The following is a 13,813-nucleotide window of genomic DNA, read 5'->3' as shown; positions in this document are numbered from 1 at the left end:
ACCCTGATCCTGTTCAGGGTGGTAGGGGTGTAGAGATACCCAGTCTTTCGACTGTATGCATCTGAGCAACCCACTTCCCACCGAAGTTGTTGGTAGTCACTGACAGGCAGGTCTTCTGGCTTAGCGTCATTCTCACCCGTCCTTCCCAATCTCGCGATCAGTGGTCTATACGGGGTCGTCAGCATCACAGCAGCGGGGGCTGCGGGGGATTCTCACCCCCTTCCCTACCACAAACGTGGTAAACCTGTCAGCTCAGGAGCAAATTCTATTAAGCTCCAGGCATGAGATGAATTAACACACCTCATGACAAAAATTCATTTAAATATCTTTTACGCTCATTCAGCCAATGTTATGGCGTCATTCAGCTTATTCTTAAGTTTGCATTCCGTATGAAAGCTTCAATTAATAATAAAGAAAGTCATTCACACAGACACTGTATCTCATCACAAAAATAAAAACTGGTGCAGTTTATCCTTCAGACACTATTACTTTGTTGCGCTATGACAATTTATTGTCTTCTATCCTTATTTTTCATTTTATAATGACGGACATACAATACGATATCAAAAATCGGCAATAGCAAAATATTGCTATTTATGCTGACTCTTCGGACGAAACAACACTAATTTGCTGGCGAAAAGCCTGCGGCGTCACCTGGTATGTCTGGCGGAAAACTTTGCAAAAATAACTGGTTTGCGAAAAGCCTAAATTTCGCGCAATACTGGCAATACTCCAGTCACTATGACAAAGCAACTCTTTAGCACTTGCCATTCGCTGTTGGTTTACCCAGGCATTAAAACCGATCCCCTGATATTTTTTGAACAGCTTGCTGAAATAGTACGGACTGAGATAAACATGCGAAGCCACCTCCTCGAGGCGAAGCTCATCCGACAAATGTGCGTCGATATAGCGCAACGCTTTTTTCATTTTACTGTCATGAGGAGTCGGGCTACGGGTTGGACGCACCGACTCTGACTGCTGTGTACTGTCTTTAATGACAACGAAATTCAATTGTTTTTTAAGGCAATTTTCAACAATCAACTTCAACAAATCTGCAGAGGCGATGACGCGAGAATAGTCCATTTCCGGAACATTACGAAATTCATTGAGCAGTTCGGGATCGGCTTGCCAGCGATCATCGACACTCAAAATATCAACCAGGCCTACGTCATTGCTTAAGCGCACCTGACCGCATAAAACAAAACCAACCAAGTGGCCTGCAATCACCAAAGGGATAGAAAAATCGGTAAGGCCGGCATGACAGCGATAAATACACGGCTGGTCTGATTTTGATGCTTCAAGGCCCCCACAACGATCGCTCATACGGCATCGCGTGCTGTGTTGCGGGTGCTGGCGCATCAACTGGCAGAAAGGGGTAAAATTAAAGAGTTCAGAAATTTCATCACCGTGAATATTGACAACCACAACGGCCAGACTGGTGGCCTGTGCAAAATCCTGTGCGATTTTATTAATGAGTTCTGAGTTCAGGGCGCTCGCAGAAATCATGATAAAACCTCTCAGTTAATTTATTGTTATAAATAAAAACACATTATTTACATTCACTTTTCATCTCGCTATTAGACGCAATGATAAAAGGTGTTAATGGACCATAACAAAAGTCTCCCATTGTGGGGAGACTTTTTAAGCTGTTCAGGAAACCGGATCACGAAATCAGTTTTTGCATTTCAGAAATAAACAATTTCCATGAAGCTAGTTCTCATTTTCCTCCAGCTTACAAGTATTACACGGTAAATTTTTGCCAATAAAGTAACGATAAATTGCTGCCCCGGCGCACGCACCGATGATCGGTGCCACAATCGGGACGATAAAGTATGGGATATCGCGTCCCCCCGTCATCGCAACATCTCCCCATCCGGCAAACCAGGCAAACAACTTAGGACCAAAATCACGCGCCGGATTCATGGCAAATCCTGTGAGCGGACCTGTTGATGCACCGATGACGGCAACCAGAATACCAATCAGCAATGGCGCGAGAGGACCTTTAGGCACCCCATTGCCATCGTCCGTAAGCGCCATAATCATACCCATCAGAATGGACGTGATGACCACTTCCACCAGCGCCGCTTGCCATACGCTAAGCGCAGAGGCCGGATAAGTACTAAAAATACTGGCCAGTTGCAGGCTTTCAAGACTGCCACGAACCATATGGTGCGCCGTCTCATATTCAATGAATAAACTGCCGTACAGCAAATAGGCCAGCAACGCGCCGCCAAAGGCACCCGCGACTTGCGCGACCGTATAGGGTAAAACTTTACGCCCAGGGAAACAGGCAAACAGCCACAGAGCGATGGTAATCGCAGGGTTGAGGTGTGCCCCGGATATTCCGGCAGTCAGGTAGACCGCCAGCGAAATCCCAAGACCCCAAATGATGCATATTTCCCATAACCCTAAACTCGCACCGGCCACCTTAAGGGCACTCAGGCATCCAATGCCAAAAAACAGGAACAGCCCGGTACCTAAAAACTCGGCAATGCATTGCGCTTTTAGTGAATCGTTCATTGTGACACCTTCTAAGCAGAGTTCGTGTCTGTACCAGCGGACTCCCTGCTGGCAGTAGAGTACTTCAAGGCTTACTATAAAAAGCGCCGTCGGCAAATTGTTGGCAATCTGAGCACTTCCACCTTTTTAAAATCGTGTAGTGATAACAAATTCTTGCTGTCAGCATTATTAAAACAGCTAACAAAAACGGGCATTAGCCCTATTAAAAACGCATTATAAAAATAATAAAATATTGCCAACAGCAGATTTCTGTTTTCAAACAAACATCACAATTTCATTTCCCCCGCATAGCAAATGATATTTATCGTGTCACTAGCAAAAATGTAAATCTGGTATTGACATAACCAAATTTTCACATCCGCAAAATAATAAAAAACATTTAAAAACAATCAGATAAAAGAATATCAAGCAATTTTATATCACCGATCACTTACTATTTTTTCACTCTCCGTTTCAAGTCAGCCATTCTTTTTCCTCGCTTCTTTTTATAGTCATGAAAATCGGAACAACCCAGGCGAGGTCTTTATGCAACAAGAAGCGTTAGGAATGGTAGAAACCAAAGGCTTAACTGCAGCCATAGAGGCCGCAGATGCAATGGTGAAGTCAGCCAATGTGATGCTGGTCGGCTACGAAAAAATTGGTTCAGGGCTGGTCACCGTGATTGTTCGCGGTGATGTTGGCGCGGTAAAAGCGGCAACAGATGCAGGCGCCGCTGCCGCACGTAATGTGGGTGAAGTGAAAGCCGTACACGTGATCCCACGTCCTCATACCGATGTCGAAAAAATCTTACCGAAGGGAATTAGCTGATGAGCAGCAATGAGCTGGTTGAACAGATCATGGCGCAGGTGATTGCTCGGGTGGCAACGCCAGAACACAAGGCTATCCCTGAAAATAATCTTCCAACACGAGAGACGGCTATGGCAGAGAAAAGCTGCAGTTTAACGGAATTTGTCGGCACCGCGATTGGCGACACCGTCGGTCTGGTGATCGCCAACGTCGACAGCGCCTTACTGGACGCGATGAAGCTTGAAAAACGCTATCGCTCCATTGGCATTCTAGGCGCCCGTACCGGCGCAGGCCCCCATATCATGGCCGCGGATGAAGCGGTAAAAGCCACCAATACTGAAGTGGTGAGCATTGAGCTTCCGCGAGATACCAAAGGCGGAGCAGGCCACGGTTCACTGATTATCCTAGGCGGCAACGATGTTTCCGACGTAAAACGCGGAATTGAAGTCGCGCTGAAAGAACTGGATCGCACATTTGGTGATGTCTACGCCAATGAAGCCGGTCACATCGAAATGCAATACACCGCACGTGCCAGCTATGCGCTGGAAAAAGCCTTCGGCGCACCCATTGGTCGTGCCTGTGGTGTGATCGTCGGCGCACCGGCATCGGTTGGTGTACTGATGGCCGATACCGCACTGAAATCGGCCAACGTCGAAGTGGTGGCTTATAGCTCCCCTGCCCATGGTACCAGCTTCAGTAACGAAGCCATTCTGGTTATTTCCGGTGACTCTGGCGCCGTACGTCAGGCAGTCATCTCCGCGCGCGAAATCGGTAAAACCGTGCTTGCGACCCTCGGCTCAGAACCGAAAAACGATCGTCCGTCCTACATCTGATACCCGTGAGGCTGATTCATGAGATCGAAAAGATTTGAAGCACTGGCGAAACGCCCTGTGAATCAGGACGGCTTCGTTAAGGAGTGGATCGAAGAAGGCTTCATTGCGATGGAAAGCCCGAACGACCCAAAACCGTCCATAAAAATCGTTAACGGTATGGTCACCGAACTGGATGGTAAAGCCGCCAGTGAATTTGATTTGATAGACCATTTCATTGCCCGCTACGGTATTAATCTGGCGCGCGCTGAAGAAGTGATGGCGATGGACTCGATCAAACTCGCCAATATGCTCTGCGATCCTAATGTGAAACGCAAAGACATCGTTCCGCTGACCACCGCGATGACACCGGCAAAAATTGTCGAAGTGGTTTCGCATATGAACGTCGTCGAAATGATGATGTCGATGCAGAAAATGCGCGCCCGCAGAACCCCTTCTCAACAAGCGCACGTCACTAACGTTAAAGACAACCCGGTGCAGATTGCGGCCGATGCAGCAGAAGGCGCATGGCGTGGATTTGACGAGCAGGAAACAACCGTTGCCGTGGCACGCTATGCCCCGTTTAACGCTATTGCTCTGCTGGTCGGTTCACAGGTTGGGCGTCCCGGCGTATTAACCCAGTGCTCGCTGGAAGAAGCCACCGAACTCAAACTCGGCATGTTAGGCCACACCTGCTATGCAGAAACGATTTCCGTGTACGGTACTGAGCCGGTCTTTACCGATGGTGACGATACCCCATGGTCAAAAGGCTTCCTGGCCTCTTCTTATGCCTCACGCGGTCTGAAAATGCGCTTTACCTCAGGCTCAGGCTCAGAAGTGCAGATGGGTTATGCAGAAGGCAAATCCATGTTGTATCTGGAAGCCCGCTGCATTTACATCACCAAAGCCGCTGGCGTGCAGGGTTTACAGAACGGGTCCGTTAGCTGCATCGGCGTCCCTTCCGCCGTACCGTCAGGTATCCGCGCAGTGCTGGCAGAAAACCTGATCTGCTCGTCACTGGATCTCGAATGCGCCTCCAGTAACGACCAAACCTTTACCCACTCGGATATGCGCCGTACCGCGCGTTTGCTGATGCAATTCCTGCCAGGAACTGACTTCATCTCTTCCGGCTATTCCGCCGTGCCGAACTACGACAACATGTTTGCAGGCTCTAACGAAGATGCCGAAGACTTTGACGACTACAACGTTCTCCAGCGTGACCTGAAAGTCGACGGGGGTTTGCGTCCGGTGCGTGAAGAAGACGTAATCGCCATTCGTAACAAAGCGGCCCGCGCACTGCAGGCAGTGTTTGCTGGAATGGGATTGCCACCCATCACCGATGAAGAAGTTGAAGCCGCGACTTACGCCCACGGCTCGAAAGATATGCCAGAACGTAACATCGTTGAAGACATTAAGTTTGCGCAAGAGATCATCAGCAAAAACCGCAACGGACTGGAAGTGGTGAAAGCCCTGGCCCAGGGCGGATTTACCGATGTTGCTCAGGATATGCTCAACATCCAGAAAGCCAAGTTAACCGGAGACTATCTGCATACCTCCGCCATTATCGTCGGCGACGGACAGGTGCTTTCCGCGGTGAATGACGTCAACGATTATGCCGGTCCGGCAACAGGTTATCGCCTGCAAGGCGAACGCTGGGAAGAAATTAAAAACATCCCCGGCGCACTTGATCCCAACGAGCTTGGCTAAGGGGTGAACTATGGAAATCAATGAAAAGCTGCTGCGCCAGATAATTGAAGATGTGCTGTCTGAAATGCAGACCAGCGATAAGCCTGTTTCTTTCCGCTCGTCTGCTGCGGCAACTGCACCGCAGATGGCGACCGCGCCTGGTGACAGTTTTCTGACCGAAATTGGCGAAGCCAAACAGGGTCAGCAGCAGGATGAAGTGATTATTGCCGTTGGTCCGGCGTTTGGGCTCTCGCAGACCGTCAATATCGTCGGTATTCCGCACAAGAATATTTTGCGCGAAGTGATCGCGGGTATTGAAGAAGAAGGCATTAAAGCACGCGTCATCCGCTGCTTTAAATCCTCCGATGTGGCGTTTGTCGCCGTGGAAGGTAACCGTCTGAGTGGTTCCGGTATTTCAATCGGCATCCAGTCCAAAGGCACCACGGTTATCCACCAGCAGGGGTTACCGCCGCTTTCTAACCTGGAGCTGTTCCCTCAGGCCCCACTCCTGACGCTGGAAACCTACCGGCAGATCGGTAAGAACGCCGCGCGTTACGCCAAGCGTGAATCTCCACAACCGGTCCCGACGTTGAATGATCAGATGGCGCGTCCGAAGTACCAGGCGAAATCAGCCATTCTGCACATTAAAGAGACCAAATACGTCGTGACGGGCAAAAACCCGCAGGAACTGCGCGTGGCGCTTTGATAAAGGATAACTCCATGAATACCGACGCAATTGAATCGATGGTTCGGGATGTGTTGAGCCGAATGAACAGTCTGCAGGGAGAGACCGTCACTCCAGCCGCGACTGGTTCATCAGCGCATACCGCGAAAGTGACGGATTACCCGCTCGCCAATAAACACCCTGAGTGGGTAAAAACCGCCACCAATAAAACGCTGGATGACTTCACGCTCGAAAATGTGCTGAGCAATAAGGTCACCGCACAGGATATGCGTATCACACCAGAAACGCTGCGCATTCAGGCGGATATCGCCAAAGATGCCGGACGTGACAGGCTGGCGATGAACTTTGAACGTGCCGCAGAACTGACCGCAGTACCTGACGATCGCATCCTTGAGATCTACAACGCCCTGCGCCCATACCGCTCAACCAAAGACGAGCTGATGGCCATCGCCGACGATCTCGAAAATCGTTATCAGGCAAAGATTTGCGCAGCCTTCGTACGTGAAGCAGCAGTGCTGTACGTCGAACGTAAGAAACTCAAAGGTGACGATTAATTTTAGGGAAAAATGATGCGATATATAGCTGGCATTGACATAGGCAACTCATCAACAGAAGTCGCTCTCGCGACTCTGGATGACGCTGGCACGCTGAGCATTACAACCAGCGCACTGGCAGAAACGACTGGAATTAAGGGCACGTTACGTAATGTGTTTGGTATTCAGGAGGCGCTTACGCTTGCAGCAAAAAATGCAGGCATCAATGTCAGCGATATTTCGCTCATCCGTATTAACGAAGCCACGCCGGTCATTGGTGATGTGGCGATGGAGACGATCACCGAAACCATCATCACCGAGTCAACCATGATAGGCCACAACCCTAAAACGCCTGGTGGGGTCGGGTTAGGTGTTGGCGTCACAATTACGCCGGAAGAGTTGTTAACCCGTCCGGCGGATATGCCTTATATCCTGGTGGTGTCATCGGCATTCGATTTTGCCGATGTCGCCACCATGATTAATGCCTCCGTTCGCGCCGGATATCAGCTAACCGGCGTTATTTTGCAACAGGACGATGGCGTGCTGGTCAGCAACCGTCTTACTACGCCGCTGCCCATCGTCGACGAAGTGCGCTATATCGATCGGATCCCATTAGGGATGCTGGCGGCCATTGAGGTCGCTATCCCCGGAAAGGTGATTGAAACACTCTCTAATCCTTACGGGATTGCGACTGTTTTTAACCTGAATGCGGACGAGACCAAAAATATTGTCCCCATGGCACGTGCCCTGATTGGTAACCGCTCAGCGGTCGTCGTGAAAACACCGTCGGGCGATGTAAAAGCGCGAGCCATTCCTGCCGGAAACCTCGAACTCCAGTCGCAAGGACGTACTGTTCGCGTCGACGTTGCCGCAGGCGCGGAAGCCATTATGAAGGCGGTAGGCGAATACCCTCGGCTTGATAACGTTATCGGCGAAGCAGGAACCAATATTGGCGGCATGCTGGAACATGTACGCCAGACCATGGCGGAGTTAACCAACAAGTCCAGCCATGAAATCTTCATCCAGGATTTATTGGCAGTTGATACCTCCGTTCCCGTCAGCGTGACGGGGGGACTCGCCGGAGAGTTCTCGCTGGAACAGGCGGTGGGTATTGCCTCAATGGTGAAATCAGATCGCCTGCAAATGGCGATGATAGCCCAGGAGATCACGCAAAAGCTCAACATCGACGTTCAGGTAGGCGGCGCTGAAGCCGAAGCGGCCATCCTGGGTGCCCTCACTACGCCGGGCACGACGCGTCCGCTGGCCATTCTGGATCTCGGCGCAGGTTCCACTGACGCCTCAATCATTAATCCAAAAGGCGAAATTATTGCCACACACCTGGCGGGTGCGGGCGATATGGTCACGATGATTATTGCCCGTGAACTGGGACTGGAAGATCGTTACCTCGCCGAGGAGATCAAAAAATATCCGCTGGCGAAAGTAGAAAGCCTGTTCCACCTTCGCCACGAAGATGGCAGCGTTCAGTTCTTTCCTTCTCCCCTGCCGCCAACGGTATTCGCCCGGGTCTGTGTGGTGAAACCCGATGAACTGGTGCCATTACCTGGGGACCTGGCTCTGGAGAAAGTTCGCGTCATTCGCCGCAGCGCCAAGGAACGCGTTTTTGTCACCAATGCGCTGAGAGCGCTTCGTCAGGTTAGCCCCACAGGAAATATTCGCGACATCCCGTTTGTGGTTCTGGTTGGTGGCTCTTCTCTGGACTTCGAAGTTCCACAGCTGGTAACGGATGCGCTGGCGCACTACCGGCTGGTTGCGGGTCGCGGCAATATTCGCGGTACCGAAGGCCCACGAAATGCTGTCGCAACTGGGCTTATCCTCTCCTGGTACAAGGCATTTGCTCATGGAAAGTAACCTCAGCGCACCGGCTATCGTGATCTTCACCCTGGGAGAGGACATGTCACTCTGGAATGACGTCCTGCTGGGTATTGAAGAAGAAGGGATCCCCTTTGTGGTTCAGGAGAGCCATTCCGCCGACATCATCCACAGCGCATGGCTGGCGGCATGTCAGTCACCGCTGCTCGTCGGCATTGGATGTAACCGGGAACAACTGGTTGTGCACTACAAAAATTTACCGACCTCAGCGCCACTTTTTACGCTGACGTATCAACAAGATAGCCACGCTCGTCGGCGCATCGGCAATAACGCTGCGCGGCTGGTTAAAGGCATTCCCTTCCGGGAATGCCACTCATAATCCACAGGAGAAAAGCAGTATGAATAACGCACTGGGACTGGTTGAAACAAAAGGGCTTGTCGGCGCTATTGAAGCCGCTGATGCCATGGTGAAATCCGCTAACGTGCAGTTGGTTGGTTACGAAAAAATTGGCTCGGGCCTTATCACCGTCATGGTTCGTGGGGATGTCGGCGCGGTTAAAGCTGCTGTAGACGCTGGCAGCGCTGCCGCCAGCGCCGTTGGCGAGGTGAAATCCTGCCACGTCATCCCGCGTCCACACAGCGACGTCGAAGCCATTTTACCTAAATCCGCTTAAACCGTTGCAACAAGGAGCACAGCGTGAAGCAATCACTGGGATTACTTGAAGTTAGTGGTCTGGCATTAGCCATCAGTTGCGCGGATGTCATGGCGAAAGCCGCCTCCATCACGCTGGTGGGCCTCGAAAAAACCAACGGCTCAGGCTGGACGGTGATCAAAATCATCGGGGATGTGGCCTCCGTGCAGGCGGCCATTTCCACCGGTGCCAGCTTTGCAGACCAGCGGGAAGGTCTGGTTGCGCACAAAGTCATTTCCAGACCCGGGGAAGGCATCCTTTCGCACAGCGTCGTTTCGACACCTGAGCCCATCCCTGAATCCACACCTGTCGAGGTGGAAGTACAGGTGGTTGTGGAAAGTGAATTACCCGAAGCACCACAAGATACAGACCTGATTAGCTGCAATTTATGTCTCGACCCTGCCTGTCCGCGCCAGAAGGGAGAGCCTCGCTCACTCTGCCTGCATTCTGGCAAACGAGGTGAAGCGTAATGGATAAACAGCAACTGGAGACTACGGTCAGTAAAGTACTGGATGAAATGCGCGAGCGCCCTATTCCACTGGGGATCTCTAATCGTCATATCCATCTTTGTGCTGAAGATTACGCTCGTTTGTTTCCCAATCAGCCCATCAGCGAGAAAAAAGGTCTGCTGCAGCCTGGACAATATGCCGCAGATCAGACCGTTACGCTGGTGGGTCCAAAAGGCCAGCTAAAAAATGTGCGTTTGCTGGGACCGCTGCGTAGCACCAGCCAGGTAGAAATCTCCCGCACCGACGCCCGCACGCTGGGTATCGCTGCGCCGTTGCGTATGTCCGGCAATATTCAGGGAACGCCGGGCATTCGCCTGGTGAGTCCTTTTGCTGAACTGGATATCTCATGCGGAGTGATTGTCGCCCAGCGGCACATTCATATGTCACCGCTTGATGCGCTGATCCTACGCGTGTCACATGGCGATAAAGTCTCCGTCGCCATCAATGGAGATGAACGCAGACTGATCTTCGATAACGTTGCCGTTCGCGTATCGCCGGATATGCGTCTTGAAATGCATATCGACACTGACGAAGCCAATGCTGCAGGGGCGGATAGCCCACAGGCATTCGCCACGCTGGTGAGCTCACGATGAACAATGAACTGCTGCAACGCATCATCGGGGAGGTCGTCTCCCGATTACAAAAACGCGCGGACAGTTCGCTCTCTCTGAGCGTCGCGCAGTTACGGGAAGCCGATCCCCGGGCGCTGGTTTGTCAGTACTCCGCTCTGATTATCGAGCACGCTGATTTACCGCTGCTGGCGCATATTGCGCAACACGATTCATCCGATGTGTCAGCGATCACTCTCCACGAGGCCCTGGCCTGTGGCGTTCGCGTGAAGATATCGCTGCAGCATCAATTGCTACCGGCGATCCCCGTACGAAAACTCGCGCGACTGCCGCTGGAGTTCAGTGATGAACGCGGGCAAACCATCATTCTGCATCCCGAGACGCTTTTAAGTTATGCCGATGTAGCCCGATTACAAGGTGGGTTTCTGGTGTTACGCCGTCGATGTGTTGTGACCGCACTGGCAAAAGAAACCGTCAGTATGCGCAATATCCAATTAATTAAGCAGGAGTGAACCATGCATCTGGCACGCGTTACAGGCGTCGTGGTATCCACGCAAAAATCACCGTCACTGGTTGGAAAAAAACTGTTACTGGTACGTCGGGTAACGGCCGACGGCGAACTACCGCAATCGCCAACAGCGGGGGACGAGGTCGCAGTTGATTCAGTGGGTGCCGGTACCGGTGAGCTGGTTTTACTCAGCAGCGGCTCCAGCGCCAGACACGTTTTTAGCGGCCCCAATGAGGCTATCGATCTGGCCATCGTTGGCATTGTCGACACGCTTTCTCGCTAGGAGGAACTATGGCGATTTATACCCGAACAGGCGATGCCGGTACGACAGCGCTCTTTAGCGGACAGCGCGTCAGTAAAACACACCCGCGCGTTGAGGCTTACGGCACGCTGGACGAACTCAACGCGGCGCTGAGTCTGTGCGTCTGCGCGGCACAAAGCCCGCAACACCGTGTGTTACTTGAAGAAATTCAGTTACAGCTGTTTTGGTTCAGTGCCGAACTGGCCAGTGAAAGCGAACAGCCCACGCCCGCCCAACGCTACATCAGCTCGGAAGACATTGCAGCACTTGAGGCTGCCATCGATACCGCGATGGCGCGAGTGCCTCCCCTGCACAGTTTTATTTTGCCCGGACGCTGTGAAGCCGCCAGCCGTCTGCACTTCGCCCGCACGCTTGCCCGTCGCGCTGAAAGACGGCTTGTCGAACTCTCCACAGATGCCTCCATCCGACAGGTACTGATGCGCTATATCAACCGCCTGTCCGATTGCTTATATGCGCTCGCCAGGGCTGAAGATTATGACGCGCACCAAAACACGCTCATTCAGAAGGTGGCTGAGCGTTACGTGGCAGCGACCCAGCCATCGGCAGTTCAGGAGTCTGCTATGTCATTGTCATTTCAGGAACTCCATCAGCTTACGCGTACGGCGGTAGCGCGTGCACAAGCACTCAAAGTTCCAGTTGTCATCAGCATTGTGGATGCAAACGGTACACAAACAGTGACCTGGCGCATGCCCGATGCCCTGCTCGTCAGTAGCGAGCTGGCACCGAAAAAAGCGTGGACCGCCGTGGCGATGAAAACCGCCACCCATGAACTGAGCGCAGCGGTGCAACCGGGCGCCGCACTTTACGGTCTGGAAAGCCATATGCAGGGAAAAGTCGTCACGCTTGGTGGCGGATACGCACTATGGCGAGAAGGTTTACTCCTTGGGGGTCTTGGCATCAGCGGAGGAAGCGTTGAGCAGGATATGGACATTGCAGAAACCGCCATTGCGGCGATTAACGTGAGAACACATCAATGAATACGTCAGAACTTGAAACCCTTATCCGCACTATTTTGACTGAACAGCTAGAACCGGCAAAAGCAGAGATAAAGGGTGGCGGTATTTTTCCATCCGTCGGTGAAGCAATCGATGCCGCGCATCAGGCCTTTTTACGTTATCAGCAATGCCCACTGAAAACCCGTAGCGCCATTATTAGCGCTCTGCGGGAAGAACTGACACCTCATCTGGCCTCGTTGGCGGCAGAAAGCGCAACCGAAACGGGAATGGGCAACAAAGAAGATAAATTTCTCAAAAATAAAGCCGCGCTGGATAACACCCCCGGTATTGAAGATCTAACCACAACCGCCCTCACCGGTGATGGCGGCATGGTGCTATTTGAATATTCCCCCTTTGGCGTAATGGGTTCCGTTGCTCCTAGCACCAACCCAACGGAAACCATTATTAACAACAGCATCAGTATGTTAGCTGCCGGGAATAGCGTTTACTTCAGCCCGCACCCGGGCGCTAAAGTGGTTTCACTCAAGCTGATTGCCATGATTGAAGATATTGCCTTCCGCTGCTGCGGGATCCGAAATCTTGTTGTCACAGTCACAGAACCCACTTTTGAAGCTACCCAGCAGATGATGGCGCACCCTAAAATCGCAGTTCTGGCGATTACCGGTGGCCCGGGCATTGTAGCTATGGGTATGAAAAGCGGGAAAAAAGTCATTGGTGCCGGTGCCGGGAACCCCCCCTGCATCGTTGATGAAACCGCCGATCTGGTTAAGGCCGCGGAAGACATCATCAACGGCGCATCGTTTGATTACAATCTGCCCTGCATTGCAGAGAAAAGCCTAATTGTTGTCGAAGCGGTTGCCGAACGGCTGATTCAACAAATGCAGTCTTTTGGGGCGTTGCTGCTAAACAGCGAAGAAGTGGACAAACTACGCGCCACCTGTCTGCCAGAGGGAATGGCGAATAAGAAACTTGTCGGAAAAAGCCCGGCAACGTTACTGAAAGCGGCGGGTATACCCGTTCCGACAAAAGCGCCTCGTCTGTTGATAGGCGTCGTCAAGGCTGACGATGTGTGGGTTACCAGCGAACAGTTGATGCCCATGCTCCCTGTCGTGACGGTTAACGATTTTGACAGTGCGCTAACGTTGGCGCTGAAGGTTGAAGAGGGACTGCACCATACTGCCATTATGCACTCACAAAATGTGTCGCGTTTGAATCTTGCTGCTCGCACGTTGCAAACGTCTATTTTTGTGAAAAATGGCCCCTCTTACGCCGGTATTGGCGTCGGCGGCGAAGGTTTCACCACCTTTACCATCGCCACCCCAACCGGTGAAGGGACAACGTCTGCGCGAACGTTTGCACGTTCTCGTCGTTGCGTGCTGACCAACGGTTTTTCTATCCGCTAATGAGG

At 51.9% G+C, this 13,813-nt stretch carries 16 protein-coding genes and 1 riboswitch; of the genes, 14 read left to right on the top strand and 2 right to left on the bottom strand.

Features of this window, described 5'->3' with window-relative positions:
- Positions 1-88: 88 nt before the first annotated feature.
- Positions 89-263: riboswitch (cobalamin riboswitch) on the bottom strand.
- 331 nt (positions 264-594) lie between these two features.
- Both pocR and pduF read right to left on the bottom strand, forming a co-directional pair.
- Positions 595-1,506 carry a transcriptional regulator PocR gene (pocR, locus tag AC3ITF_RS08695; protein WP_117343318.1) on the bottom strand — a complete coding sequence of 304 codons (912 nt, stop codon included), beginning with the start codon at positions 1,504-1,506 and terminating at the stop codon, positions 595-597.
- 204 nt (positions 1,507-1,710) lie between these two features.
- Positions 1,711-2,520, bottom strand: coding sequence for a propanediol diffusion facilitator PduF (gene pduF, locus AC3ITF_RS08690; protein WP_096756652.1), 810 nt, complete (start codon positions 2,518-2,520; stop codon positions 1,711-1,713).
- Positions 2,521-3,045: 525 nt separating this feature from the next.
- Between pduF and pduA the strand changes: the two genes are divergently transcribed.
- The 14 genes from pduA to pduP are packed head-to-tail and all read left to right on the top strand — an operon-like array spanning position 3,046 to position 13,808.
- A complete protein-coding gene (pduA, locus tag AC3ITF_RS08685; protein WP_003030255.1) occupies positions 3,046-3,327 on the top strand; it encodes a propanediol utilization microcompartment protein PduA in 282 nt (93 codons plus the stop codon).
- Positions 3,327-4,139, top strand: coding sequence for a propanediol utilization microcompartment protein PduB (gene pduB, locus AC3ITF_RS08680; RefSeq protein ID WP_096756651.1), 813 nt, complete (start codon positions 3,327-3,329; stop codon positions 4,137-4,139). The genes pduA and pduB overlap by 1 nt, the downstream gene beginning before the upstream one ends.
- A gap of 18 nt (positions 4,140-4,157) precedes the next feature.
- A complete protein-coding gene (gene pduC, locus AC3ITF_RS08675) occupies positions 4,158-5,822 on the top strand; it encodes a propanediol dehydratase large subunit PduC (protein ID WP_174360488.1) in 1,665 nt (554 codons plus the stop codon).
- Positions 5,823-5,832: 10 nt separating this feature from the next.
- Positions 5,833-6,507 carry a propanediol dehydratase medium subunit PduD gene (pduD, locus tag AC3ITF_RS08670; protein WP_096756649.1) on the top strand — a complete coding sequence of 225 codons (675 nt, stop codon included), beginning with the start codon at positions 5,833-5,835 and terminating at the stop codon, positions 6,505-6,507.
- Positions 6,508-6,521: 14 nt separating this feature from the next.
- Positions 6,522-7,040 carry a propanediol dehydratase small subunit PduE gene (gene pduE, locus AC3ITF_RS08665; protein WP_115258155.1) on the top strand — a complete coding sequence of 173 codons (519 nt, stop codon included), beginning with the start codon at positions 6,522-6,524 and terminating at the stop codon, positions 7,038-7,040.
- A gap of 15 nt (positions 7,041-7,055) precedes the next feature.
- A complete protein-coding gene (locus AC3ITF_RS08660) occupies positions 7,056-8,888 on the top strand; it encodes a diol dehydratase reactivase subunit alpha (protein ID WP_489176437.1) in 1,833 nt (610 codons plus the stop codon).
- Positions 8,878-9,228: a glycerol dehydratase reactivase beta/small subunit family protein gene (locus AC3ITF_RS08655; protein ID WP_096756647.1), complete on the top strand. Its 351-nt coding sequence runs from the start codon at positions 8,878-8,880 to the stop codon at positions 9,226-9,228. Before AC3ITF_RS08660 ends, AC3ITF_RS08655 begins: the two co-directional genes overlap by 11 nt.
- Positions 9,229-9,247: 19 nt before the next feature.
- Positions 9,248-9,523: a propanediol utilization microcompartment protein PduJ gene (pduJ, locus tag AC3ITF_RS08650; RefSeq protein WP_001057752.1), complete on the top strand. Its 276-nt coding sequence runs from the start codon at positions 9,248-9,250 to the stop codon at positions 9,521-9,523.
- A gap of 23 nt (positions 9,524-9,546) precedes the next feature.
- Entirely contained in the window at positions 9,547-10,011 is a 465-nt protein-coding gene (locus AC3ITF_RS08645) for a BMC domain-containing protein (RefSeq protein ID WP_137362950.1), read from the top strand.
- A complete protein-coding gene (locus tag AC3ITF_RS08640; RefSeq protein WP_115258153.1) occupies positions 10,011-10,643 on the top strand; it encodes a phosphate propanoyltransferase in 633 nt (210 codons plus the stop codon). The genes AC3ITF_RS08645 and AC3ITF_RS08640 overlap by 1 nt, the downstream gene beginning before the upstream one ends.
- Positions 10,640-11,131, top strand: coding sequence for a microcompartment protein PduM (gene pduM, locus AC3ITF_RS08635; protein WP_115258152.1), 492 nt, complete (start codon positions 10,640-10,642; stop codon positions 11,129-11,131). Before AC3ITF_RS08640 ends, pduM begins: the two co-directional genes overlap by 4 nt.
- Positions 11,132-11,134: 3 nt before the next feature.
- Positions 11,135-11,410, top strand: a complete 276-nt coding sequence (locus tag AC3ITF_RS08630) for a EutN/CcmL family microcompartment protein (RefSeq protein ID WP_096756643.1) — start codon at positions 11,135-11,137, stop codon at positions 11,408-11,410.
- 8 nt (positions 11,411-11,418) lie between these two features.
- Entirely contained in the window at positions 11,419-12,426 is a 1,008-nt protein-coding gene (gene pduO / locus AC3ITF_RS08625; RefSeq protein ID WP_489176337.1) for a two-domain cob(I)yrinic acid a,c-diamide adenosyltransferase PduO, read from the top strand.
- Entirely contained in the window at positions 12,423-13,808 is a 1,386-nt protein-coding gene (pduP, locus tag AC3ITF_RS08620) for a CoA-acylating propionaldehyde dehydrogenase PduP (RefSeq protein ID WP_181491231.1), read from the top strand. The genes pduO and pduP overlap by 4 nt, the downstream gene beginning before the upstream one ends.
- Positions 13,809-13,813: the final 5 nt, after the last annotated feature.

It is taken from the genome of Citrobacter sp. KH_055_1 (assembly GCF_057838705.1).
This window is presented reverse-complemented; position numbering and strand designations above follow the sequence as displayed.

Excerpts from the sequence above, each read along its gene's own strand:
- pduD (WP_096756649.1), top strand. The coding sequence starts at position 5,833 with ATGGAAATCAATGAAAAGCTGCTGCGCCAGATAATTGAAGATGTGCTG.
- pduJ (WP_001057752.1), top strand. The coding sequence starts at position 9,248 with ATGAATAACGCACTGGGACTGGTTGAAACAAAAGGGCTTGTCGGCGCT.
- pduA (WP_003030255.1), top strand. The coding sequence starts at position 3,046 with ATGCAACAAGAAGCGTTAGGAATGGTAGAAACCAAAGGCTTAACTGCA.
- pduM (WP_115258152.1), top strand. The coding sequence starts at position 10,640 with ATGAACAATGAACTGCTGCAACGCATCATCGGGGAGGTCGTCTCCCGA.
- AC3ITF_RS08640 (WP_115258153.1), top strand. The coding sequence starts at position 10,011 with ATGGATAAACAGCAACTGGAGACTACGGTCAGTAAAGTACTGGATGAA.
- pduE (WP_115258155.1), top strand. The coding sequence starts at position 6,522 with ATGAATACCGACGCAATTGAATCGATGGTTCGGGATGTGTTGAGCCGA.
- pocR (WP_117343318.1), bottom strand. The coding sequence starts at position 1,506 with ATGATTTCTGCGAGCGCCCTGAACTCAGAACTCATTAATAAAATCGCA.
- AC3ITF_RS08630 (WP_096756643.1), top strand. The coding sequence starts at position 11,135 with ATGCATCTGGCACGCGTTACAGGCGTCGTGGTATCCACGCAAAAATCA.
- pduO (WP_489176337.1), top strand. The coding sequence starts at position 11,419 with ATGGCGATTTATACCCGAACAGGCGATGCCGGTACGACAGCGCTCTTT.
- pduF (WP_096756652.1), bottom strand. The coding sequence starts at position 2,520 with ATGAACGATTCACTAAAAGCGCAATGCATTGCCGAGTTTTTAGGTACC.
- pduC (WP_174360488.1), top strand. The coding sequence starts at position 4,158 with ATGAGATCGAAAAGATTTGAAGCACTGGCGAAACGCCCTGTGAATCAG.
- pduB (WP_096756651.1), top strand. The coding sequence starts at position 3,327 with ATGAGCAGCAATGAGCTGGTTGAACAGATCATGGCGCAGGTGATTGCT.
- pduP (WP_181491231.1), top strand. The coding sequence starts at position 12,423 with ATGAATACGTCAGAACTTGAAACCCTTATCCGCACTATTTTGACTGAA.
- AC3ITF_RS08660 (WP_489176437.1), top strand. The coding sequence starts at position 7,056 with ATGCGATATATAGCTGGCATTGACATAGGCAACTCATCAACAGAAGTC.
- AC3ITF_RS08655 (WP_096756647.1), top strand. The coding sequence starts at position 8,878 with ATGGAAAGTAACCTCAGCGCACCGGCTATCGTGATCTTCACCCTGGGA.